The organism is Ralstonia sp. 25C, from assembly GCF_051904805.1.
Taxonomy (GTDB): Bacteria; Pseudomonadota; Gammaproteobacteria; order Burkholderiales; family Burkholderiaceae; genus Ralstonia.
In genome coordinates, this window is record NZ_CP196737.1 from 1,135,066 (window position 1) to 1,155,592 (window position 20,527).

The 20,527-nt window shown below is 64.6% G+C and carries 22 protein-coding genes; 18 read left to right on the forward strand and 4 right to left on the reverse strand.

The annotated features are described in order from the left end of the window. The first annotated feature begins 69 nt into the window (after nt 1–69). Together ACS7SF_RS05295 and argG are read left to right on the forward strand one after the other, a co-directional pair. The gene (locus tag ACS7SF_RS05295) at nt 70–387 is read left to right on the forward strand and encodes a pyrimidine/purine nucleoside phosphorylase (protein ID WP_439892005.1); all 318 of its coding nucleotides are present in this window, start codon (nt 70–72) and stop codon (nt 385–387) included. A 32-nt stretch (nt 388–419) separates the two neighbouring features. Continuing rightward, nucleotides 420–1,757 (forward strand): argininosuccinate synthase, encoded by a 1,338-nt coding sequence (gene argG / locus ACS7SF_RS05300; protein ID WP_021195855.1) that lies wholly within the window; start codon nt 420–422, stop codon nt 1,755–1,757. An 83-nt stretch (nt 1,758–1,840) separates the two neighbouring features. On the opposite strand, the gene argF is transcribed toward argG, so the two are convergent. Then, on the reverse strand, nt 1,841–2,767 hold the full coding sequence (argF, locus tag ACS7SF_RS05305) for an ornithine carbamoyltransferase (RefSeq protein WP_439892006.1): 927 nt from the start codon (nt 2,765–2,767) through the stop codon (nt 1,841–1,843). Nucleotides 2,768–3,147: 380 nt separating this feature from the next. Between argF and ACS7SF_RS05310 the strand changes: the two genes are divergently transcribed. Next, nucleotides 3,148–3,471 (forward strand): DUF3579 domain-containing protein, encoded by a 324-nt coding sequence (locus ACS7SF_RS05310; protein ID WP_439892007.1) that lies wholly within the window; start codon nt 3,148–3,150, stop codon nt 3,469–3,471. Between the two features lie 141 nt (nt 3,472–3,612). Here ACS7SF_RS05310 and rpsT read toward each other — a convergent pair whose 3' ends face one another. Then, complete coding sequence (gene rpsT / locus ACS7SF_RS05315; RefSeq protein ID WP_004631753.1) at nt 3,613–3,879, reverse strand: 30S ribosomal protein S20; 267 nt, start codon at nt 3,877–3,879, stop codon at nt 3,613–3,615. A 294-nt stretch (nt 3,880–4,173) separates the two neighbouring features. Between rpsT and murJ the strand changes: the two genes are divergently transcribed. Beyond that, nucleotides 4,174–5,727: a murein biosynthesis integral membrane protein MurJ gene (murJ, locus tag ACS7SF_RS05320; protein ID WP_439892008.1), complete on the forward strand. Its 1,554-nt coding sequence runs from the start codon at nt 4,174–4,176 to the stop codon at nt 5,725–5,727. Then, nucleotides 5,727–6,572, forward strand: a complete 846-nt coding sequence (locus ACS7SF_RS05325) for a SirB1 family protein (RefSeq protein WP_426394713.1) — start codon at nt 5,727–5,729, stop codon at nt 6,570–6,572. The genes murJ and ACS7SF_RS05325 overlap by 1 nt, the downstream gene beginning before the upstream one ends. 3 nt (nt 6,573–6,575) lie before the next feature. Here the strand turns inward: ACS7SF_RS05325 and ACS7SF_RS05330 are convergent, their stop codons facing one another. Further along, entirely contained in the window at nt 6,576–7,223 is a 648-nt protein-coding gene (locus ACS7SF_RS05330) for a VTT domain-containing protein (protein WP_439892009.1), read from the reverse strand. A gap of 135 nt (nt 7,224–7,358) precedes the next feature. Between ACS7SF_RS05330 and mutL the strand changes: the two genes are divergently transcribed. From mutL to ACS7SF_RS05370, 8 genes are all read left to right on the forward strand, one after another. After that, on the forward strand, nt 7,359–9,281 hold the full coding sequence (mutL, locus tag ACS7SF_RS05335; protein ID WP_439892010.1) for a DNA mismatch repair endonuclease MutL: 1,923 nt from the start codon (nt 7,359–7,361) through the stop codon (nt 9,279–9,281). Nucleotides 9,282–9,288: 7 nt separating this feature from the next. Next, nucleotides 9,289–10,269: a tRNA (adenosine(37)-N6)-dimethylallyltransferase MiaA gene (gene miaA / locus ACS7SF_RS05340; RefSeq protein ID WP_439892011.1), complete on the forward strand. Its 981-nt coding sequence runs from the start codon at nt 9,289–9,291 to the stop codon at nt 10,267–10,269. Beyond that, nucleotides 10,266–10,790 carry a GNAT family N-acetyltransferase gene (locus ACS7SF_RS05345; protein WP_439892012.1) on the forward strand — a complete coding sequence of 175 codons (525 nt, stop codon included), beginning with the start codon at nt 10,266–10,268 and terminating at the stop codon, nt 10,788–10,790. The genes miaA and ACS7SF_RS05345 overlap by 4 nt, the downstream gene beginning before the upstream one ends. A gap of 88 nt (nt 10,791–10,878) precedes the next feature. Next, the gene (locus ACS7SF_RS05350; RefSeq protein ID WP_439892013.1) at nt 10,879–11,619 is read left to right on the forward strand and encodes a 2OG-Fe(II) oxygenase; all 741 of its coding nucleotides are present in this window, start codon (nt 10,879–10,881) and stop codon (nt 11,617–11,619) included. Nucleotides 11,620–11,629: 10 nt separating this feature from the next. Further along, nucleotides 11,630–12,286, forward strand: a complete 657-nt coding sequence (alkB, locus tag ACS7SF_RS05355) for a DNA oxidative demethylase AlkB (RefSeq protein ID WP_439892014.1) — start codon at nt 11,630–11,632, stop codon at nt 12,284–12,286. A gap of 1 nt (nt 12,287) precedes the next feature. Next, a complete protein-coding gene (locus ACS7SF_RS05360) occupies nt 12,288–12,929 on the forward strand; it encodes a DNA-3-methyladenine glycosylase family protein (protein ID WP_439892015.1) in 642 nt (213 codons plus the stop codon). A 102-nt stretch (nt 12,930–13,031) separates the two neighbouring features. Next, nucleotides 13,032–14,102, forward strand: coding sequence for a bifunctional DNA-binding transcriptional regulator/O6-methylguanine-DNA methyltransferase Ada (gene ada / locus ACS7SF_RS05365; protein WP_439892016.1), 1,071 nt, complete (start codon nt 13,032–13,034; stop codon nt 14,100–14,102). A 52-nt stretch (nt 14,103–14,154) separates the two neighbouring features. Then, nucleotides 14,155–14,574, forward strand: coding sequence for a hypothetical protein (locus ACS7SF_RS05370; protein ID WP_439892017.1), 420 nt, complete (start codon nt 14,155–14,157; stop codon nt 14,572–14,574). A 73-nt stretch (nt 14,575–14,647) separates the two neighbouring features. On the opposite strand, the gene purM is transcribed toward ACS7SF_RS05370, so the two are convergent. Further along, nucleotides 14,648–15,703 (reverse strand): phosphoribosylformylglycinamidine cyclo-ligase, encoded by a 1,056-nt coding sequence (gene purM, locus ACS7SF_RS05375; protein WP_439892018.1) that lies wholly within the window; start codon nt 15,701–15,703, stop codon nt 14,648–14,650. 152 nt (nt 15,704–15,855) lie between these two features. Here purM and ACS7SF_RS05380 point away from each other — a divergent pair, with 152 nt between their 5' ends. From ACS7SF_RS05380 to folK, 5 genes are all read left to right on the forward strand, one after another. After that, entirely contained in the window at nt 15,856–16,926 is a 1,071-nt protein-coding gene (locus ACS7SF_RS05380; RefSeq protein WP_439892019.1) for an AI-2E family transporter, read from the forward strand. 34 nt (nt 16,927–16,960) lie between these two features. After that, complete coding sequence (hda, locus tag ACS7SF_RS05385; RefSeq protein WP_439892020.1) at nt 16,961–17,662, forward strand: DnaA regulatory inactivator Hda; 702 nt, start codon at nt 16,961–16,963, stop codon at nt 17,660–17,662. 61 nt (nt 17,663–17,723) lie between these two features. Further along, a complete protein-coding gene (locus tag ACS7SF_RS05390; protein ID WP_439892021.1) occupies nt 17,724–18,398 on the forward strand; it encodes an HAD family hydrolase in 675 nt (224 codons plus the stop codon). 12 nt (nt 18,399–18,410) lie between these two features. Next, nucleotides 18,411–20,003: a polynucleotide adenylyltransferase PcnB gene (pcnB, locus tag ACS7SF_RS05395; RefSeq protein WP_439892022.1), complete on the forward strand. Its 1,593-nt coding sequence runs from the start codon at nt 18,411–18,413 to the stop codon at nt 20,001–20,003. Continuing rightward, nucleotides 20,000–20,515, forward strand: a complete 516-nt coding sequence (gene folK / locus ACS7SF_RS05400) for a 2-amino-4-hydroxy-6-hydroxymethyldihydropteridine diphosphokinase (protein WP_439892023.1) — start codon at nt 20,000–20,002, stop codon at nt 20,513–20,515. Before pcnB ends, folK begins: the two co-directional genes overlap by 4 nt. Nucleotides 20,516–20,527 lie beyond the last annotated feature (12 nt).

The following is a 20,527-nucleotide window of genomic DNA, read 5'->3' on the forward strand; positions in this document are numbered from 1 at the left end:
GTATATGCCCTAAAATGGCAGGTTCGACCGTAGCCCACACCTTTTTCGTCTATTTTTTCGTTCCTTTCCATGACCACCGAAACCTTTGACGGCGTCCGCCTGACCACCAAGGCCAATGTGTACTTTGACGGAAAGTGCGTCAGCCACAGCTTTACCCTGCCCGACGGCACCAAGAAGTCCGTAGGCGTGGTGCTGCCGGCCACACTGACGTTCGGCACGGCTGCGGCCGAAATCATGGAATGCGTGGGTGGTTCGTGCGAATACAAGCTCGACGGCACCGACGAATGGAAAACCTCCGCCGCCGGTGAAAGCTTCCACGTCCCGGCCAACTCGAAGTTCGACATCCGTGTGACCGACGCGTACCACTACATCTGCCACTACGCCTAAGCGCGAGCAGCGATCATCTGAAGAGAAAGACTATGGAAACCATCCTGCAACACGTTCCCGTCGGCCAGAAGGTCGGCATTGCCTTCTCCGGCGGTCTCGATACCAGCGCAGCCCTGCGCTGGATGAAGAACAAGGGTGCCCTGCCCTACGCGTACACTGCCAACCTCGGCCAGCCCGACGAAGAAGACTACGATGCCATTCCGCGCAAGGCCATGGAGTACGGCGCAGAGAAGGCCCGCCTGATCGACTGCCGCCCCCAACTGGCCAATGAAGGCATCGCGGCCATCCAGGCCGGCGCCTTCCACATCAGCACCGGCGGCATCACCTACTTCAACACCACGCCGCTGGGCCGCGCCGTGACGGGCACCATGCTGGTCGCCGCCATGAAAGAAGACGACGTCAACATCTGGGGCGACGGCTCGACCTTCAAGGGCAACGACATCGAGCGCTTCTACCGCTACGGCCTGCTGACCAACCCGGCGCTGAAGATCTACAAGCCATGGCTGGACCAGACCTTCATCGACGAACTCGGCGGCCGCGCTGAAATGTCGGCCTTCATGACGAAGGAAGGTTTCGGCTACAAGATGAGCGCCGAGAAAGCCTACTCGACCGACAGCAACATGCTAGGCGCCACCCACGAGGCCAAGGACCTGGAGCACCTGAACAGCGGCATCCGCATCGTCAACCCGATCATGGGCGTGGCGTTCTGGAAGCCGGAAGTCGAAGTCAAGGCGGAAGAAGTGTCGGTCACGTTTGACGAGGGCCGTCCGGTCGCCGTCAACGGCAAGGAAATCGCCGACCCAGTCGAGATGTTCCTAGAGCTGAACCGCATCGGCGGCCGTCACGGTCTGGGCATGAGCGACCAGATCGAGAACCGCATCATCGAAGCCAAGAGCCGCGGCATCTACGAAGCCCCGGGCATGGCGCTGCTGCACATCGCCTACGAGCGCCTGGTCACCGGTATTCACAACGAAGACACCATCGAGCAGTACCGCATCAACGGCCTGCGCCTGGGCCGTCTGCTGTACCAGGGCCGCTGGTTCGACCCGCAAGCCATCATGCTGCGCGAAACCGCCCAGCGCTGGGTGGCCCGCGCCGTGACCGGCACCGTGACGCTGGAACTGCGCCGCGGCAACGACTACTCGATCCTGAACACCGAGTCGGCCAACCTGACCTACGCGCCTGAGCGCCTGTCGATGGAAAAGGTCGAAGACGCGCCGTTCAGCCCGGCCGACCGCATCGGCCAGTTGACCATGCGCAACCTGGACCTGATGGACACGCGCGACAAGCTGGCCATCTACTCGAAGGCTGGCCTGTTGTCGCTGGGCACCAGCAACGCACTGCCCCAGCTGGACGGCGGCAAGAAGTAACAGCCCGCTGATTCAAGGCAAAAAAAGGCCGCTCCGACGTCAATCGGAGCGGCCTTTTTATATGGCTTCAGCTCAGTAGCGGCTTAGTAGCGCCCGCAGAGCAGGTATTCCATCAGCGCCTTCTGCACGTGCAAGCGGTTTTCCGCCTCGTCCCACACCACGCTCTGCTTGCCGTCGATGACGGCCGCTTCGACTTCCTCGCCGCGATGTGCCGGCAGGCAGTGCATGAACAGCGCATCGGGTTGCGCACGCTGCATCATCGCCTCGGTGACCATCCAGTCGCCGAAGGCCTTCTTGCGCGCTTCGTTCTCGGCCTCGTAGCCCATGCTGGTCCACACGTCGGTGGTCACTAGGTGGGCACCGTCGCAAGCCTCGAGCGGGCTTTCGAACACGTGCACGAACGGCAGGCTGGAATCGGCCACCATGGCCGGATCGAGCTGATAGCCCTTCGGCGCGGAGAAATGGAAGCGGAAGCCGAGAATCTCAGCCGCCTGAATCCACGTGTACGCCATGTTGTTGGCGTCGCCCACCCAGGTGACCGTCTTGCCCTTGATCGGGCCACGCTGCTCGATGAAGGTGAAGATGTCGGCCAGCACCTGGCACGGGTGGTATTCGTTGGTCAGCCCGTTGATGACCGGCACGCGCGAATGCGCAGCAAAGCGCTCGATGATCTCCTGCCCGAAGGTGCGGATCATGATGATGTCGGTCATGCGGGAGATGACCTGTGCCGCGTCTTCGATCGGTTCACCGCGGCCCAGCTGGGAATCGCGCGTGTTGAGGAAGACCGCGTGGCCACCGAGCTGGTGGATGCCGGCTTCAAACGACAGGCGCGTTCGGGTGGAATTCTTCTCGAAGATCATGGCTAGCGTGCGGTCGTGCAGCGGGTGCCATGTCTCGTAGTTCTTGAACTTGGCCTTGAGGATCGCGGAACGGTCCAGCAGGTATTCGTACTCTTCCAGCGAAAAGTCCTTGAACTGCAGGTAGTGCTTGATCGAGCTTGGTGGGTTCATAAAACAACGAAGGCGGCCCGCAGATGACGCGCCGGAAACATCCCGTGGCACGTCGCCCTAGCCGCCTTGTCTGTTGAAGATTCAGTCCATCATACGGGATCGCCACTCATTTGGCGAGTTCCCCACCCCGGCGGCCCGGCTACCACACGGCCCCCTGCGGGGCAGCGGTGAAAGGCCGATGAAAGTCTTATATAAGATATAATACTGGCTGCTCTGGATGCCCCGATCGCCCGCAAACCGGCACGACAAGTCGGCCCGTTGGGTTCATGAATCGGCAACCGAGCAAGCGCATCATCCGCACCACAAGTGCACCCCGTTCGAACGTTGCGGCACCCGCTCGGTCGAAGTCGTTTGCAAATCTCCACAGCCCCACGCAGTCCATGGCCGCCAACCCCCGCCAATTCTTCATTCAGGGTGTCACCCGCGACGGAAAGACCTTCCGCCCGAGCGACTGGGCCGACCGGCTGTGCGGTGTCATGGCGCAGTTTCGCCCTGCCGGCGATACCGGGGACCCGCGCTTCACCTACTCCCCTTACGTGCGCCCCGTCATGTCGGGCGGCATCCGCAGCGTGTTCGTCGATGAGCGCCTGCGCGAGATCGAACCCAAGGCGTTGGACTTCGTCCTGAACTTCGCGCACGACAACAATCTGCAACTCGTAGAAGCCTGCATCCTGCCGGAAGGCGGCGCGCCCGCAAAAGGCTAATTCCGCAAGATCACCCGACGCAGCGCCTCGCACATTGCAGGCGCGCAGAGTGCAAAAAGCCCGTCCGAAGACGGGCTTTTTTATCGTCGGAGCGCGACGTTGCGTGTCGCGCCATGCCGGCTGGGCCGGCATCACCCGAACTTAGGCAGCCATTGCCTTGATGGCAGCGGACAGACGCGACTTGGCGCGCGCAGCCTTGTTCTTGTGGACGATCTTCTTGTCAGCGATGCTGTCGATCGTGCTTTGAGCCGTCTTGAAAGCAGCAGCAGCAGCGGTCTTGTCGCCAGCGGCCACAGCCTTGCGGACGCCCTTGATTGCGGTACGCAGACGCGAGCGCAGAGCCGAGTTGTGAGCGTTCTGAACGACGGCTTGGCGTGCGCGCTTGCGTGCTTGTGCGGTGTTTGCCATGGAAAAATCCCTGAAGAAACGGTAGCAAGCGCCCCGGGAGACACGGAAGGCCGAAGCGCGCAAATTGGTGAAAGACGGCAATTATACGCAGACTTCTGCGCTCAATGCAAACCGTGTTGTGAAATCGCCTGAATGACAGCGGATTGCGGCTTTTGCCGCACTTTGAGGCACGCAGCAAGCCGGTCCCTATAATACGGCCCCAATTGCGCGCGCCTGCGCGAACCCTAATTCGCATCGCCGGTCAGACCGCCATCGCCGCAGAACCGCGGTGCGGCGCCCAACCCCGCATTCATCTTGAATCTCCTCAAAACCCTCGCCACGATCAGCGGCCTGACGATGCTCTCGCGCATCACCGGACTCATTCGCGAAACGCTGATCGCCCGCGCCTTTGGCGCTTCGGTCTATACCGACGCCTTCAACGTCGCCTTCCGCATTCCCAACCTGCTGCGCCGACTGTCGGCTGAGGGCGCATTCTCGCAGGCGTTCGTGCCGATTCTGGGCGAGTTCAAGAACCGTCAGGGCGAAGCCGAGACGCGCGCCTTGGTCGATTCGGTGGCGACAGTGATGACGTGGTTCCTGGTCATCATCTCGGCGCTGGGGGTCATTGGCGCGCCGTTGATCGTCACGGCGGTCGCGACAGGCTTCAAGGAGCACGAGAGCCAGGCTTACATCTCGGCGATCTTCATGACGCGCGTGATGTTTCCGTACATCGGGCTGGTGTCGCTGGTGGCGCTGGCCTCGGGCATTCTGAATACGTGGCGGCAGTTTGCGGTGCCCGCATTCACGCCGGTGCTGCTGAACCTGTCGTTCATCGTGGCGGCGGTGTTTGTGGCGCCGTTTCTGGCAACGCCCATCTACGCACAGGCGTATGCGGTGATGGTGGGCGGCATCCTGCAGCTCGCCATTCAGATTCCGTCGCTGCGCAAGGTGGGGATGCTGCCACGCGTTTCGTTCAACTTTCGGGCAGCGTGGCATCACCCGGGCGTGCGGCGCGTGCTCAAGCAGATGCTGCCGGCCACGCTATCGGTGTCGGTGGCGCAGATCAGCCTGATCATCAACACCAACATTGCCTCGCGCCTGCCGACGGGCAGCGTGTCGTGGCTGAACTACGCGGATCGGCTGATGGAGTTTCCGACCGCGCTGCTGGGCGTGGCGCTCGGGACGATCCTCCTGCCGAGCCTATCGAAGGCCAGCGCGGACAACAACCGCGAAGAGTATTCATCGCTGCTCGACTGGGGCTTGCGGCTGACGGTGCTGCTGGCGGTGCCGTCGGCGGTGGGGCTGTTCGTGTTCGGTGCGCCGCTCACGGCCACGCTGTTCCACTACGGCAAGTTCAACGGCATGGATGTCGAGATGACCCGCCAGGCGCTGGTGTCGTACGGCGTTGGGCTGATCGGGCTGATCGTCATCAAGATCCTGGCGCCAGGCTTTTATGCGCGCCAGGACATCCGTACACCGGTGAAGATCGCGCTGGTGGTGTTGGTGGCGACGCAACTCTCCAACTACGTTTTCGTGCCGATCTTCGGGCATGCGGGGCTAGCGCTGTCGATCAGCTTTGGCGCAACGATCAATGCGGCGCTGCTGTTCTTTGGCCTGCGCCGTCGCGGCTACTACCACCCGCTGCCGGGCTGGGGGCTGTTTCTGGCACAGGTGATGTCGGCCGTGCTGTTGCTGGCGAGTCTGCTGCTATGGCTTGCGCACAATTTTGACTGGGTGGGACTGGGCGCCAAGCCGCTTGTGCGCATTGCGCTGCTCGGGGCAAGCCTGGTCCTGTGCGCGGTGGTCTATTTCGGTACACTGTGGCTGACTGGGTTGAAGTTCTCCACGTTCCGAAAGAAGGCCATCTGATGACGACAAAAGTCCTCGATTATTTTTCGGCTTTAGTTGCGGACGACGACAGCATCCCCCTCACCGAAACCGCCCTGTCGATTGCACAGGATGCGTATCCGGACTTGGACCTGCAAAGCGAGCTGGCCGCCATCGACGTGCTGGTCGCGCGCATCAAGAACCGCATCGCCGAGGGCACGCCGGCCATCCAGCGCTTGCGCCTGCTCAATCAGTTCTTCTATCGCGAGCTGGGCTTCGGCCCCAACGCCAACGATTACTACGACCCCGAGAACTCCTACCTGAACGCCGTGCTGCAGAGCCGGCGCGGCATCCCGATTTCATTGGCGGTGCTGCTGATGGAGATTGGCCAGCAGATCGGCTTGCCGCTCAAAGGGGTGTCCTTCCCGAATCACTTCCTGGTGCGTATGAGCATTCCGGCGGGCGAGGTCGTGCTCGATCCGTTGACGGGGCAGACACTGTCGAAGGAAGAGCTGCAGGACATGCTCGACCCGTACCTGGAAAAGGAAGGCATCGAAGACCCGAACTCGGTGCCGCTCGGGGTGTTCCTGCAGGTGGCGACGCACCGCGAGATCATCGCGCGCATGTTGCGCAATCTGAAGGCGATCTACTTGCAGGAATCGCGCTGGCAACGCTTGCTGGCTGTGCAGCAAAGGCTGGTGATTCTGCTGCCGGATTCGATTGAAGAAGTGCGCGATCGCGGGCTGGCCTACGCCAATCTGGAATGCTTCCGGCCCGCGCTGGAAGACTTGGAAGCCTACGTGGACGCCCGGCCCGATGCGGCCGACACGGCCAAGCTCAAGGAGCGCATGCCGACGCTGCGCGCCATGAGCAAGAACCTCAACTGACGCTTACTTCTGCACCACCGCGCCACGACGGCGCTTGAGCAGCTTCCACAGCCCGCCCAGCATCAGCGGCACAATCGCTGCGCCCAGGCCGATCAGCACGATGGTGTTCAGATGGTCACGCACCATCGGCAGATTGCCGAAGAACACGCCCGAAGCCACCAGCAGACCGACCCACAGCACGGCGCCGATCATGTTGAAGAGCTGGAACTTGGCAAACGTCATCTTCGACACACCGGCCACGAACGGCGCGAAGGTGCGCACCACCGGAATGAAGCGCGCCATCACCAGCGTCTTGCCGCCGTGGCGCTCATAAAAGCCGTGCGTCTTCATCAGCGCTTGGTGGTCGAGGAAGCGGATGTGACCGTCGAATACCTTGGGGCCGATCCAGGAGCCCACAAAATAGTTGACCGTGTTGCCCGTCGTGGCGGCAATCACCAGCAGCACAATCAGCAGCCAGGCATCCATCTGGCCGGCCGCGCACATGGCACCGGCAATGAAGAGCAGCGTATCGCCCGGCAGGAAGGGCAGCACCACCAGGCCGGTCTCGGCAAACACAATGGCAAACAGCAGCACGTACACCCACGCGCCGTACTGCTGAATCAGCAGGCCCAGCGATTTGTCGACATGCAGCACGATGTCGACCAGTTGCATCACGATATCCAAACCATCCCCCTAAGCGAGCGGGGAATGATACCGGATGCGACTTAGATTTCCCCTAGCCGTTGGTGGGGACATCCAGTGCTTGCATCGGTGCGCCACACAGGGTGTGACATTTATAATGCGCCGATGAATTCCGCCTCCGAATCCGCTACCCCAGCCGTCACCCCCGCCCGCCGCTCCATCCGCCCGCTGCCCGATCAGCTGATCAGCCAGATCGCGGCCGGCGAGGTGGTCGAGCGGCCGGCGTCCGTGGTCAAGGAACTGCTGGAAAACGCGCTGGACGCCGGCGCCACGCAACTCCAGATCAAGCTGGAAGAAGGCGGCGTGCGGCGCATCGCCATCACCGACAACGGCGGCGGCATTCCGGCCGATGAGCTGGCCGTCGCGCTGATGCGGCATGCGACCAGCAAGATCGGCTCGCTGGAAGAGCTGGAATCGGTGGCGACGCTGGGCTTTCGCGGTGAGGCGCTGGCTTCGATTGCCTCTGTGGCGGAGCTGACGCTCACCTCGCGCACCGCCCATGATGCCCACGCCACGCAAATCATTGCGCAAAGCGGGCGCGTGCAGCCGGCCTCGGGCGGCGTCGGCACGACCGTCGACGTGCAGCACCTGTACTTCAACACGCCGGCGCGCCGCAAGTTTCTGAAGACCGAGCAGACCGAGCTGGGCCACTGCATGGAGGTGATCCGTCGCACGGCGCTGGCACGCCCCGATGTGGCCATCTCCGTGCATCACAACGGCAAGCCGCTGGAACATTGGAATGCGACGCAAGCCGACTCGCGCACCGCCGCCGTGCTCGGCACCGAATTCGCCCGCGCGCGCCTGCCATTTGAAGAGCAAGCCGGCGAGCTGCGCCTCTTCGGCTTTGCCGGCCTGCCGACCGCCTCGCGCGGGCGGGCTGACCATCAGTTCTTCTACGTCAACGGCCGCTTTGTGCGCGACCGCCTGCTCACGCACGCCGTGCGCAGCGCCTATGAAGACGTGCTGCACGGCGACCGCTTCCCCGCCTACGTGCTGTGCCTGGAGCTGCCGCCCGAAGCCGTGGACGTGAACGTGCATCCGTCCAAGATCGAGGTGCGCTTCCGCGACAGCCGCGCGGTGCACCAATTCGTCTATCACGCGATCCAGCGCGCGCTGTCCCGCCACGCTGGTGAACAGGGCGACAGCCTGCGCACCGACATCGCCGATGCGCCTGAGGCGGCGGCTACACCATCGCCCGCAGACAACACGACGCGCTGGATCAACCAGATGGCCGCACGGCAGACGTCGCTCGGCATCGAGCAGCCGCGCGGGCAATACCTGTCGATGATGCGGGGCGACACTACGCCAATGCCGTCGTCGCGCCCGGCCTGGATGGCCGACGTGCCGAGCGCATCGACATTGTTCGATGGCGGCACGGCGACTGCCGAAGCACCGACGTCCATTGCGGAGCCCGTCGTCGCGCAGCAAACCGATGACGACGACGCCCACCCGCTCGGTTTCGCCGTCGCCCAGTTGCACGGCATTTACGTGCTGGCGCAAAACACGCGCGGCATGGTGCTCGTCGACATGCACGCCGCACACGAGCGCATCCTCTACGAACAGCTCAAGACCGCGTTGGAAGCCAAGCGCGTCGAGGTGCAGCCGCTGCTGATTCCGGTCACGTTTGCCGCCAGCCCGGTGGAAATCGGCACTGCGGAGGAATTCCGTGACACGCTCACGCTGCTCGGCTTCGATATCTCCGCCGTATCGCCCACCACGCTGGCGGTGCGATCCGTGCCAACGCTGCTGCAAAAGGCCGATGCACAAGCGCTCGCTCGCGACGTACTGCGCGATCTGCAGGCCTACGGCGGCTCCCGCGTGCTGGCCGAGCGCCAGAACGAACTGCTCGCCACGCTGGCGTGCCATTCCGCCGTGCGTGCCAACCGCCGCTTGAACATCGACGAGATGAACGCGCTGCTGCGCCAGATGGAAGCCACCGAACGCGCCGACCAATGCAACCACGGCCGCCCCACGTGGATCCAGCTCACCGTGGCTGACCTCGACCGCCTGTTCCTGCGCGGCCAGTGAGTTTGTGATGACCGAGTCTTTCGCAAGCGCGCCCCGCGCCATCTGCCTGCTTGGCCCCACCGCGTCCGGCAAAACCGCTGCCGCATTGAAGCTGGCGGAGCGCTGGCCGGTCGAGATCATCAGCATGGATTCCGCGCTGGTGTATCGCGGCATGGACATCGGCACCGCCAAACCCAGCGCCGAAGAACAGGCCATCGCGCCGCATCACCTGATCGACATCATTGATCCGCTCGATGCGTATTCGGCCGCGCAGTTTGCCAACGATGCGAACGCGCTGATCGACGCCATCCGCGCGCGCGGAAAGTTGCCGCTGATCGTCGGCGGCACGATGCTCTACTACAAGGCGCTCACGCAGGGCCTGTCCGATTTGCCTGGTGCCGATCCGGCCATCCGCGCCGAGATCGATGCCGAAGCTGCGCGCGACGGCTGGCCAGCGCTGCACGCCAAGCTCGCGCTCATCGATCCGATCACTGCGGCGCGATTGCATACGACGGACGCGCAGCGCATCCAACGCGCGCTGGAGCTGTACCGGCTGACGGGCCAACCGATGTCTGCACTGCTCGCACGCGAGGTTGGTGCGAATGCGTTCCAGCAGCACGAAGCCGCTGCGCCTTACCTGACGATTGCGCTAGAGCCATCAGATCGTCTCGTGCTGCATGCACGCATCGCCCAGCGCTTTGATGCCATGCTCGCGGGCGGCCTGCTCGACGAGGTGGAGGCACTTCGCAAGCGCGGCGATCTTTCGCCTACGCTGCCATCCATCCGTTGCGTGGGCTATCGCCAGGCATGGGCCTATCTCGATGGCGAGATCGACATGGCTGCGCTGCGCGAACAAGGCATTGCCGCCACGCGCCAACTCTGCAAGCGCCAGATCACGTGGCTGCGCAGCACGCCCGAGCGGCACGTGGTCGATTGCCTTGCGCCCGATTACGTTGACCAGGTTGCACGCCTGGTCCAAACCTCACTGCAATCCCGATCACCGCAATGACGACCACCGATACAACCGCCACCTTCACGTTGCGCCCCGCCACGCCGGATGACTGCGCTTCGCTCGTCCGCCTGATCACCGCGCTGGCCGAATACGAAAAGCTCACGCACCTCGTACAGACCACGCCCGAGGCGCTCGCCACGATGCTGTTCGGCCCGCGCCCGTATTGCGAAGCCGTGCTGGCAGAAGTCGACGGCCGCGCCGTGGGTTTTGCGCTGTTCTTCCACAATTTCTCGACCTTCCTGTGCAAGCCCGGCCTGTATCTGGAAGACCTGTTTGTGGAACCGGAATATCGCGGCCTGGGCATTGGCAAGGCATTGCTGATCCACCTCGCGCGCTTGGCGCAGGAGCGCGACTGCGGCCGCTTCGAATGGAGCGTGCTCGACTGGAATGCACCGTCGATCGCTTTCTACGAAGCCATGGGCGCCGACGTGCTGCCCGAGTGGCGCATCTGCCGCACCACGGGCGATGCATTGACCAAACTGGCTGCCATTCCCATGCCGCCGGCCCTGGCCGCGTAAGGCTGAATTTGACCGCAAGCTCCGGAGTGCCCCGCGCACTCCCGTAAGCGTAGGCTTGGCATATCGGACTTCTTCGGACAGAACGGATATGCCGCCTTCCACCGCCACCGTGCAGACAGGCTCGGAGCACCACCCCAACCTCGCTGGCATCGACTGGCATGCCGTTGAAGACGCCCTCAACGACGTCGGCAGCGCCGTGCTACCAGGCCTGCTCACGCACGATGCCTGCGACGCGCTGGCCGCGCTGTACCCGCAAGAGCGCCTCTACCGCTCACGCGTAGTGATGGAGCGCCACGGCTTCGGCCGGGGCGAGTATCAGTACTTCGCCTATCCGCTGCCGGATCTGATCGCGCAGTTGCGCACGTCGCTTTACCCGCCGCTGGCCACCATCGCGAACCGCTGGAACGAGGCCATGGACATCGACGTGCGCTACCCACCCAAGCACGCCGATTTCCTGCGCCGCTGCCACGAAGCCGGCCAGTTGCGCCCTACCCCGCTGATCCTGCAATACGGCCCCGGCGACTACAACTGCCTGCACCAGGATCTCTACGGCGAGCACGTCTTTCCGCTGCAGGTCGCCATCCTGCTGTCGGAACCCGGCGCCGATTTCACCGGCGGCGAGTTCGTCATGACCGAGCAGCGCCCGCGCATGCAATCGCGTCCCGAGGTGGTGTCCTGCGCCAAGGGCGATGCGGTGGTCTTTGCGGTGCACCATCGCCCCGTGCAGGGCACACGCGGCACCTACCGCGTGAACATGCGCCACGGTGTGAGCCGGCTGCGCTCGGGCCGGCGGCATACTGTCGGCATCATCTTCCACGACGCGCTGTAGCCCCTTCACCATGACCACCGGCGATCTGTTTGCCGACCACGTACCCACCGACGACGCACGCATCGTGCTCGGGGAGGCGGCGTTCGTGCTGCGTGGCTTCGCATTGCCCGATGCGCCCGCGTTGCTCGCCGCCGTAGACGCCATCGCGCAGCAAGCGGCGTTTAGGCACATGGTCACGCCGGGCGGCTTTGAGATGTCGGTGGCGCTCACCAACTGCGGCACCCTGGGCTGGACGTCCGACCGCCACGGCTATCGCTACGCCATGCACGATCCGCTCACCGGCAACCCGTGGCCACCGCTGCCCGATGTGTTCCTGCGCCTTTCCCGCAACGCGGCTGCCGAAGCGGGCTTTCCAGGCTTCACGCCCGACGCCTGCCTCATCAACCGCTACGTGCCCGGTGCGCGCCTATCGCTGCATCAAGACAAAGACGAGCAGGACTACGGCGCGCCCATCGTGTCCGTCTCGCTGGGCATGCCCGCGATGTTCCTGTTCGGCGGGCACAAGCGTGCAGACAAGACACAGCGCATCCCACTGTTCCACGGGGACGTCGTGGTCTGGGGCGGCCCGGATCGCCTGCGCTACCACGGCGTGGCGCCGCTCAAAGACCACCCGCATCCGCTACTGGGTAGCCAGCGCATCAACCTCACGTTTCGCAAGGCTGGCTAACATGACCGCCATTGCCGCAGATCTGTCCGAGCTCGCGTACCGGCAAGCCGCCGAATTCCTTTCATCGCTCGACGATGACTGGGCATGCCACATCGCCGCCATTGGCCCGTGCCGCCACGCCGCCAAGCCCGCACGCGAGCCTTACGAAGCGCTGGTGCGCGCCATCGCCTATCAGCAACTGCACGCCAAGGCGGGAGACGCCATCCTCGGCCGCTTCCTGGCGCTCTACCCCGGCACCACGTTCCCGGCACCGCAACAGGTGCTCGCCACCGATGAAGCCGCCTTGCGCGGCTGCGGTTTCTCGGCGACCAAGCTGGCGACCATTCGCGGCATCGCCCAAGCCACGCTGGACGGCACTGTGCCGACGCGCGACGAAGCGCTAGTCACGCCCGATGAAGCGCTCATCGATCGGCTCACAACGCTGCGCGGCGTCGGCCGCTGGACGGTCGAGATGCTGCTGATCTACACCCTGGAGCGCTCCGACATCCTGCCCGCCGACGACTTCGGCGTGCGTGATGGCTACCGCCGCCTCAAGCGCGTGGAAACCGCACCGACGCGCAAGCAGATGATCGAAATCGGCCGCGCGTGGAGCCCCTATCGCACCATCGCCGCATGGTATTTGTGGCGGATGCCCAGCAAGTGACATGGCCATCGCCCCCGAATTTGACCGCAAGCCCCGGAGTGTCCCGGCATAGGGGCACGCCTACAGTACAGGCATCGATGTTCACCGACTGATGCCATGCACATGTCCGCCAAGATCGCCCCCACCCTCGCCACCGAACACGACCCACGCTGGGCCCGCGTGCTCGCACGCGACCCGTCCGCCGACGGCCAGTTCGTCTATGCCGTCAAGACTACCGGCGTGTATTGCCAGCCGAGCAGCCCATCGCGTCTGCCGCGCCCGGAGAACGTCGAGTTCTTCGACACGCCGGCCGATGCCGAGGCCGCAGGCTATCGCCCCAGCCGCCGCGCCAGCCCCGACCAGACCACCGCACGCACGCAGCAGGCCGCGCTGGTGGCCGCCGCGTGCCGCCGCATTGAGGCGGCAGAAACGCCGCCCACGCTCGACATGCTGGCCGAAGAAGCCGGCCTGAGCCCGTATCACTTTCACCGCTTGTTCAAGAGCGTGACCGGTCTCACGCCCAGGGCCTACGCTGCGGCACACCGCGCCCGCAAACTGCGCACGCAGCTTGGACGTGGCAGCTCCGTCACCGAAGCCATCTACGATGCCGGCTTCAACGCCAGCAGCCGCTTCTACGAAGCCTCAGACAACGTGCTTGGCATGACGCCCAGCCGCTACCGCGCGGGCGGTGCACAGACCACGATCCGCTTTGCCGTGGGCGAATGCTCGCTCGGTTCGATCCTCGTGGCGCAAAGCGATCGCGGCATTTGCGCGATTCTGATGGGCGACGACCCCGACGCCCTCGTGCGCGATCTGCAGGACACCTTCCGCAAGGCCGAACTCATCGGCGGCGATGCGGGCTTTGAAGACTTGGTGGCCAAGGTGGTCGGATTCGTTGAAGCGCCGTCCCTTGGCCTGGATTTGCCGCTGGACGTGCGCGGCACCGCCTTCCAGGAGCGCGTGTGGCAGGCCCTGCGCGAAGTACCGCCCGGCAGCACGACCAGCTACACCGAGATTGCCGCGCGCATTGGCGCGCCCAAGGCCGTCCGGGCGGTCGCGCAGGCCTGTGCGGCCAACCACATTGCCGTGGCCATCCCGTGCCATCGGGTGATTCGGCGTGATGGCAATACCTCGGGCTATCGCTGGGGCGTGGAACGCAAGCGTGTGTTGTTGGAGCGCGAAGCGCAGCCGTAAGCGGCGCTTGCGGGTACAGTGGCGATCTCTCTGCACATCGATTCCGCGCACCATGATTCGCCCTCTGCTTATTGCAGCGCTCGCCGCCCTTACGCTAGCGGGCTGCGGCCGCTCCAACGAAGCGCCCAAACCCGCCCAGGCGCCGGCGTCCACACCTGCCACCGCCCCAGCCAGCGCACCGGTTGCCAGCCCCCCGGCCCTCAGTGAAGTCGAACAAGCCAAGGCAACCAACCTCGCCCGCGCCGCCATCGACAAGTACAAGCTGACCAGCCTGCCGCAGGAGTGCCTGTCTTTCCTGCCTGATGAACAAGACGCCGCGCACTACAGCGTTGAAGTGCTGGAAAACCACACCCCCGCCTGCGGTGGCGATCCGAACACCGCCCCGCGCGTGGTCACGTTGCTGATCGACAAGACCACCGGCGCCGCGCAAAAAGACGACCCTGCCACGGGCGAATACGTGCCACTCAAGTAAGCGCCCGCAACACACCGCGCATAAAAAAACCGCCGAGGTCATCGGCGGTTTTTTATTGGGCGGGAATGCTGCGTCAGACCACGATCGTCTGAGCTTCGCCAGCCTGGCGGGCGCGGATTTCGCCGATCTGGTAGACCGTCTCGCCCGCATCCTTCAGGTGGGAGATGGCAGCCGGTGCATCGGCTGCCGACACGATCACCACCATGCCGATACCGCAGTTGAACACGCGGTGCATTTCGTCATCGGCCACGTTGCCGGCCTTCTGCAGCCACTGGAACAGCGGCGGCAGCGTCCAGGCGCTCTTGTGCAGCACGGCGGTCAGGTTGTCTTGCAGCACGCGCGGCACGTTTTCGGTCAAACCACCGCCGGTGATGTGCGCCATGCCCTTGACGGTCAGCTTCTCGATCAGCGACAGCAGCGGCTTCACGTAGATGCGCGTCGGCGCCATGATGGCGTCCTGCAGGCGCTGGCCGTGGAAGTCCGCGTTCAGGTCTGGGCGCGACACCTCGATGATCTTGCGCACCAGCGAGTAGCCGTTCGAATGCGCACCCGACGAGGCCAGGCCCAGCACCACATCGCCCTCGGCAATGGTGGTGCCGTCGATGATCTTGCGCTTTTCGACCGCGCCGACGGCAAAGCCTGCCAGGTCGTATTCGCCGTCCGGGTACATGCTCGGCATTTCAGCGGTTTCGCCGCCGATCAGCGCGCAGCCGGCCAGCTCGCAGCCCTGGGCGATGCCCTTGACCACGGTGGCTGCGGTGTCGACGTCCAGCTTGCCGCAGGCAAAGTAGTCGAGGAAGAACAGCGGCTCGGCGCCTTGCACCAGGATGTCGTTCACGCTCATGGCGACCAGATCCTGGCCGACCGTGTCGTGGCGGTTCAGTGCAAAGGCCAGCTTGAGCTTGGTGCCCACGCCGTCGGTGCCGGACACCAGCACGGGCTCTTGGTACTTCTTGGACAGCTCGAACAGCGCGCCGAAGCCGCCGATGCCGCCCAGCACGCCTTCGCGCATGGTGCGCTTGGCAAACGGCTTGATACGGTCGACGAGGGCGTCACCCGCCTCGATGTCGACGCCCGCGTCGCGATAAGACAGGCCCGTGGATGCGGATGGGGTTTCGGAAGCGCTCATACAGTGGAGGAAATTGAAGGAATCCGGTGGCGCGCGGCGGGCGTCACAAAATTTGGCCCCGCCGGTCCAGTAAAATCGCGATTTTACCGGATGCGGCCACCCCAAGGCTGCTTTTCCGACTCCCCCACCCGCCATCGGAACCCTCGCCACCCATGAACGCCCCGTTGCTCACGCAAGAAACCAAGCGCACGCTGGCTTGGATCGCCGTGGCGGTCATCTTCCTGGCGCTGCTCAAGTTGCTGGCGCCGACGCTCACGCCCTTCGTCTGCGCGTTCATCCTGTCGTACATCCTGCACCCCGGCGTGGAATGGCTGCAACGCCACCGCGTGCCGCGCGTGCTGGCGGTGTTCCTGATGATCCTGCTGCTGACGGTGATGGGCGTGGCGCTGGCACTGCTGGTGTTGGCGGTGCTGCAAAAAGAAATTCCCGCCATTCGCGATCAACTGCCCGGCATGCTGGCCAAGCTCAATGCGGTGGTTTCACCCAAGCTGGCCGAGCTAGGCGTGCGTGTGCGCTTCGACTTCCCGGGCCTGCGGCGCCTGCTGACTGACCAGCTGGCCGCCGGCCCGGAGGATGTGATGTCGACGGCGCTGGCCTATCTGCGTGTGTCGGGTTCCGCCGCGCTGCAGGTGCTGGCCCTCGCGTTCCTGGTGCCGATCGTGATGTTCTACCTGCTGATGGACTGGAACATGCTCATGCGCCGCCTGGAAACCGCCGTGCCGCGCCGCTGGCTAGCCAAGACGCGCGAACTGGCAGCCGAAACCGACGGCCTCCTATCGCAATACCTGCGCGGGCAAGTCATCGTCATGCTGGTGCTGGCGGTGTACTACGCCTCTGGCCTAGCGCTGGCGGGCTTTGACGTGGCCCTGCCGGTCGGTATCTTTACGGGGCTGGCCGTGTTTATCCCGTACATCGGCTTCGGCATCGGCCTGACGCTGGCAGTGCTCGCGGCGCTGCTGCAGTTTGGCAATCTGTATGGCTTGCTGGCGGTGGCCGTGGTCTACGGCATTGGCCAAGTGCTCGAAGGCTTCTACCTGACGCCGCGCCTGGTGGGCGAGCGCATTGGCCTGCACCCGCTGGCGGTCATCCTTGCCTTGCTGGCTTTTGGCCAATTGTTCGGATTTTTCGGTATCCTGCTGGCCCTGCCGATCAGCGCTGTACTACTGGTCGGTTTGCGGCAGATCCGGCACCTTTATCTGAATAGCAGGCTCTACCGCGAATAACTCACCCGCTGCCTTACCGCTAGTTTCACGCCTCATGGCCCAACCAGAACAGCTACCGCTCGAACTCGGCGCGCCTCCGGCCCCGACCTTCGACAACTTCGTCGCCGCTGGCAACGAAGAGGCGTTGCTGCGCCTGCGCGCCCTGGTTCCGCAGGTGGTAGACGGCACCGCCACCGACCGCCTCGTCTACCTGTGGGGCGAAGAAGGCAGCGGGCGCAGCCATCTGCTGCAAGCCATCTGTGCGCAGGCAGAGGCCGGCGGCTACGAAGTCCGCACGCTGGCCCCCGATGCGCCGCTCGAAGCCTACGAATTCGACCCCGACATCACCGTCTGGACCATCGACGATGCCGAGGGCCTGGACGAATGGGCGCAGGTGGCGGTGTTCAATCTTGTCAATGAAGTGCGCGCGCACCCGCATGCCGCCATCGCCATCGCCGGGGCAGCCGCCCCCATGTCGATGCCACTGCGGGAAGACCTGCGCACTCGCCTGGGTTGGGGGCTGGTCTACTGGCTGCGCCCGCTGTCCGACGCCGACAAGGTCGAAGCCCTGCGCCAAGCCGCCCGCGAGCGCGGCATGCAGCTCTCCGCAGACGTACCCCAGTGGCTTGTCACGCACTCCTACCGCGACATGCCGAGCCTGATGGCTCTGCTGGACGCCCTCGACACCTACTCGCTCGCCCGCAAGCGCGCTGTCACCCTGCCGCTCGTGCGCGAAATGCTCGCGCCGATCAAGTGAGCCGGAGGGCCGCCGGGGTGGCGACATCAGGTGACATCACCTTCGGGTAAAATCGCGCCCCATGAATCTGGCCCTCTTTGACCTCGATCACACCCTCATCCCCACCGATAGCGACCACGAGTGGGGGCGCTTCCTCATCCGCCGCGGCGTAGTGGATGAAGCCGAATACCAACGCAAGAACGATCAGTTCTATGCCGACTACAAGGCCGGCACGCTGGATATCCACGCGTTTCTGCGCTTTGCACTGGCGCCGCTGGCCGCACACTCGCGCGACACGCTCGCCCAGTGGCACGCTGAATTCATGCATGACGTGATCCTGCCAAAGATCACCCCGCAAGCGCAGGCGCTGGTCTACAAGCACCTGGATGCGGGCGACCTGTGCTGCGTGGTCACCGCCACCAACAGCTTCGTCACGCGGCCGATTGCCCAGGCCTTCGGCATCGACCACCTCATCGCCACCGAACCGGCCACCGCCGACGGCAACCCCGATAGCGCCTTTACCGGCGACGTGTTCGGCACGCCGAGCTTCCGCGAAGGCAAGGTCGCGCGCGTGCATGAATGGCTCGCCAACATGGGCCGCGGCTGGAGCGACTTCGAGCGCAGCACCTTCTACAGCGATTCGGCCAACGATGTGCCGCTGCTGGAGGAAGTGACCGACCCCGTCGCCACCAACCCCGATGACACGCTGCGCAATCTCGCAGCCGCGCGCAACTGGCGCATCATGGACATCTTCTGAGCAAGGCGCGGCGTGATCAAGAAACTCATCAATCGTCTGCTGGGCAAGAAGACCGCTGCAGAACCCGCCTCGACCACCGAGCCGGGCACACCCGCCGCCAAGAAACCCCGCACACCCAAGGCGCCTAGAACATCGAAGGCAGCAAAGCCGCGGGCTAAGTCCGCCGGCGGCGTGCCCCGTCAGGCGCGTGTGTGGAGCGTGGACGAGCACGGTATCGACTCGAAGCTGCTCTCGCGCAACGCCGTCAAGGTCACGTTGACGCTGCAGGAAGCGGGCTATGACGCCTTCATCGTCGGCGGCGCCGTACGCGACCTGCTGCTGGGCATCAAGCCGAAAGACTTTGACGTTGCCACCAACGCCACGCCCGAGCAGGTGCAGGCGCTGTTCCGCCGCTCGCGCATCATCGGCCGGCGCTTTCAGATCGTGCACGTCACGTTCTACGGCGGGCGCGATCAGGAAATCATCGAAGTCTCGACCTTCCGCGCGCTCGTTGATGCGGTGGACGCCGAGCAGGTGCCCGCCGGCAAGCGCGTCAAGCGCACCGAGCTTGACCACCACACGCACGCCGTCGATGCCAGCGGCCGCGTGCTGCGCGACAACGTCTGGGGCACCCAGGCCGAAGACGCCACCCGCCGCGACTTCACCGTCAACGCGATGTACTACGACCCCGCCGACGAAACCGTGCATGACTACCATCACGGCATGGAAGACATGCGCGCCCGCACGCTGCGCATGATCGGCGACCCGCTCACCCGCTACCGTGAAGACCCGGTGCGCATGCTGCGCGTGGTGCGCTTTGCGGCCAAGACCGGTTTCGACATCGACCCCGACACGCGTGCACCCATCGCCGAACTGGGCCCGCTGATCCACAACGTGCCGGCTGCCCGCCTGTTCGACGAGATGCTCAAGCTGTTGATGTCGGGCCACGCCTGGGCGTCGCTGCAGGAGCTGCGCAAGGCCGGTCTGCACCGAGGCCTGCTGCCGCTGCTCGATGTGGCGCTGGAGCAGCCGATGGGCCAGCGCTTCGTGCAGCTCGCGCTCGACAACACCGACGATCGCGTGAAGGCCGGCAAGCCGGTCTCGCCGGGCTTCCTGTTTGCCTCGCTGCTGTGGCATCACGTGGTCGAGCATTGGAACCGCCGCCGCTCGGCCGGCGAGCCGCTCATCCCCGCGCTGCACACGGCCATGGACGAAGTGCTCGACCGCCAGACCGAGCAGCTCGCCATCCAGCGCCGCTTCACGTCGGACATGAAGGAAATCTGGAGCATGCAGCCGCGCTTTGAAAAGCGCTCGGGCCGCATGCCGTATCGCCTGCTGGAAACGCCGCGTTTCCGCGCCGGATATGACTTCCTCGTCCTGCGCTGCGCCTCGGGCGAATTGCCGCAAGAGCTCGCCGACTGGTGGACCGCCTTCCAGAACGGCGACGGCGAAACCCGTGAAGCGCTCATGGCGCAGGCCAAGCACGCCCCCGCCAGCGCCAGCAATACCGGCCCGAGCGGTACCCCAGGCACCAGCAGCGCGGGCAAGCGCCGTCGCCGCCGACGCGGTCCGGCGAAATCGGATACAGTCGTTGACGTCAATCCGGGAAGTTCGGAGGAAACGTGAAGACAGTGGCGTACATCGGCATCGGCGCCAACCTGGGCGACGCACGCCAGGCAGTGAAAGACGCCGTGGTCTGCCTCGCACAGCAGGTCGGCATCACCGTCACGGGCAAATCGAGCCTGTATCGCAGCGCACCGGTGGAATCGAGCGGCGACGACTACATCAATGCGGTCGTCCGCATCGAGACGCCGTTCACGGCAGACCAACTGCTGCGCATCTGTCACCACATCGAAGACCAGTTCGGCCGCGAGCGCCCATTTCATAACGCACCGCGCACGCTGGACCTGGACCTGCTCCTCTACGGCGACCACGTCCTCACCTCACCTGAGTTGACGGTGCCGCATCCGCGCGTGGGCCAACGTGCCTTCACCCTGCTGCCGCTGCATGAGCTGGCGCCTGATCTCGTGATCCCGGGCATCGGCGCAGTGGCCGAACTGCTGCCCGGCGTGGCCGACCAGCGCATCGAGAAGACCACGATGTGCCAATGCATGCGCGCCAAGCAGCCCGCTGCCTGATTCTCTGCCTCT